Below are 2,456 nucleotides of genomic sequence, written 5' to 3' on the forward strand. Positions count from 1 at the left end.
ATTTGATACGCATGATCAGATGTATTGTACAGTCCTTCTGAATACTCGACCACTTTTCGATCATAATCATACGATTTACGAATTCTTTTCAAAGCGAGCTTTTCATCCGTTTCAAGCAGCTGCTGTTCTTCCGCATTTAATGTAATTGCCACAAAATCATCTATAAAGCGTTCGATATCCAAGCCATTTTGATAAAGAATTCTATACAAAGATTCTTGCTCCAAGTCTTCTTTAGTAACCCTTTTCAATCCAACAGGTAAATAATGATTGAAATAAATATATGGTTTTCCATCTAATAAATACATCCGTTGAAAGCAAACCGCCTCAGCACCAAAATATTTGAAGGCATTATGTTCCACAGTCAGTTTAACCTCTTTGACATCAAGATTGATCTTTTCAATAGTCAAATGGGAGTTTTCCAAAATTTGAGTAAAACTGATCGCTTTTGATAATTTGTTATAAGGTCGTTCACTCAGAACGGTCGTTCCTTTTCCACTCTTTTTCTCCACATATTCATCCGCTGCCAATAACTCAATAGCTTTTCTTACCGTGATCTTGCTTACATCAAAAAGCTTCTCAAGTTCAGTTTCTGTCGGCAGCATCGTGCCAACCGGATATTTACCGGAAAAAATATCCTCTTTTATTTTTTCAGCAACTTCTAAATACAGCACACGAGTCTTCTTCATACGTTCCACCTTTCCCAACGATTGGTCTTCATTTATTAGAATAGCATTTAGATTAGCGTTTGCAAAGTTAGATCCTACCGACTCGAAAAAATTTTACCCAGCTATTTACCTAAGCTAGAGTTTTTGATAGCTATCTCGCTGGGTTTTTGCTAGTCTTTTGTTAAGACAAATTTTCAGGAGGCCTATTATGGATTTGCAAAAGTTTAACTGGACGCGTTTACCGGAAAGCTATCAACTATCGGAAAATAGACTCGAAGTCATAACAAAACCTCATACCGATCTTTGGCAAAATACCTACTATCATTTCCAAAACGATAACGCACCGGTTTTCCAAATAGAAACAGACCAAAAATATTTTAGCTTTATTGTAAAAACTGCATTTACTGAGAGCCATCATCGCTTCGATCAGTGCGGTATCGTGATGTATCTAGATAGTCAGAACTGGCTAAAGGGGTCGATTGAGTATGAACATGAAAACTATCAGCACTTAGGCAGTGTCGTCACAAATCACGGATACTCCGATTGGGCAACGACCGAAATTGATGCCAACATCAAATCTATGTGGTACCGTCTAAGTAGACGTGAAGATGATTACTGCATCGAATGTTCCACTGATGGCAAAAAATTCCAGCAAATGCGGATCTGCCACATGCTTGAGGGAAATGCTAGTGTCAAATTCGGCGTCTATGCCTGCTCACCGGAGGCTTCCTCTTTTAAAGCTGTCTTTACAGACATGCAGTTGACAGACTGTCAATGGCCTGCCCATGATGGCCAGCTGCCTGATAAGTAAAATTAACTCAATAAGAAAGAGCTGGCCTTCTCAGACTAGCTCTTTTTCCGTATACACAAAAAAACCCTTGATTTCTCAAGGGTTCGAAAGACATCTTTAAGATTAACGACGAATTTCTTTGATACGAGCTGCTTTTCCGTGTAATGCACGCAAGTAGTAAAGTTTTGCACGACGCACTTTACCGTAACGAACAACTTCGATTTTTGCAACACGTGGAGTGTGTAGTGGGAAAGTACGTTCCACACCAACACCGTTAGAGATTTTACGTACAGTATAAGTTTCGCTGATGCCAGCTCCACGACGTTTGATTACAACGCCTTCGAATAACTGGATACGTTCGCGAGTTCCTTCGACAACTTTCGCGTGAACGCGAACAGTGTCCCCAGGACGGAAAGCTGGGATATCAGTACGTAATTGTTCTTGAGTTAGTTCTTGAATCAATGGATTCATTTTTATCATTCTCCTTATTCCAAACATTCTTAGGACGGCTGCCCCAGCGGAATATCGTATAATAGATGAGTTTTACACTCACCTGAACATTGTAACAGAGGATTCTCTATCTGTAAAGACAAAATTCTTGTCAGAAATACTTTATTTTAATTTCCGCCGTGTCTTAATGAACTTATCTCCCGCAAGTTCAAAGGATTTTCCGCTAACATCAATAGCTAATCTGCGAGTGAGTACAGCATTTTCTGTTACATTTACTAGAAAATGGCAGCTGTTTCTTTCTATTAAATAATACTTACTCGCATCCCGCCAATGATCCTGAACTTCTTGAATCCCCGGAAATAATAAGAAATCCACCATGTTCTCTTTAGTAGTCATCTTCCTTCTGCGATACAATTCTCGAATGGCGCCAGCATCTGGAAATTTTTCTAAGACTACTTGATCTTCTCTTAAGGCATTTCCTTTAGGTATGGGATATTGCTCAAGATCAATCGGGAGTTTCATTACATGTTCTTGAATTGATTCTTCTTCAT

Annotated in this window: 4 protein-coding genes; 1 reads left to right on the top strand and 3 read right to left on the bottom strand. The window is 39.0% G+C overall.

All coding sequences use genetic code 11. From position 1 onward, the window contains the following. On the bottom strand, positions 1–686 hold a 686-nt coding region (locus A5875_RS06660), incomplete at its 3' end, for a GntR family transcriptional regulator (protein ID WP_088932880.1). 187 nt (positions 687–873) lie between these two features. On the opposite strand from A5875_RS06660, the gene A5875_RS06665 reads away from it, so the two are divergent. Further along, complete coding sequence (locus A5875_RS06665) at positions 874–1,476, top strand: DUF1349 domain-containing protein (RefSeq protein WP_088932881.1); 603 nt, start codon at positions 874–876, stop codon at positions 1,474–1,476. Positions 1,477–1,578: 102 nt separating this feature from the next. Here the strand turns inward: A5875_RS06665 and rplS are convergent, their stop codons facing one another. Both rplS and A5875_RS06675 read right to left on the bottom strand, forming a co-directional pair. Then, entirely contained in the window at positions 1,579–1,926 is a 348-nt protein-coding gene (gene rplS / locus A5875_RS06670; RefSeq protein ID WP_010746105.1) for a 50S ribosomal protein L19, read from the bottom strand. A gap of 141 nt (positions 1,927–2,067) precedes the next feature. Next, on the bottom strand, positions 2,068–2,456 hold a 389-nt coding region (locus A5875_RS06675; RefSeq protein ID WP_088932882.1), incomplete at its 5' end, for a transcriptional regulator.

The sequence above is a fragment of the Enterococcus sp. 3H8_DIV0648 genome (assembly GCF_002140655.1).
Lineage (GTDB): Bacteria > Bacillota > Bacilli > Lactobacillales > Enterococcaceae > Enterococcus_A > Enterococcus_A hulanensis.

Bases quoted from the DNA above. Each gene is read 5' to 3' on its own strand.
- A5875_RS06665 (WP_088932881.1), top strand. From the start codon at position 874: ATGGATTTGCAAAAGTTTAACTGGACGCGTTTACCGGAAAGCTATCAA.
- rplS (WP_010746105.1), bottom strand. From the start codon at position 1,926: ATGAATCCATTGATTCAAGAACTAACTCAAGAACAATTACGTACTGAT.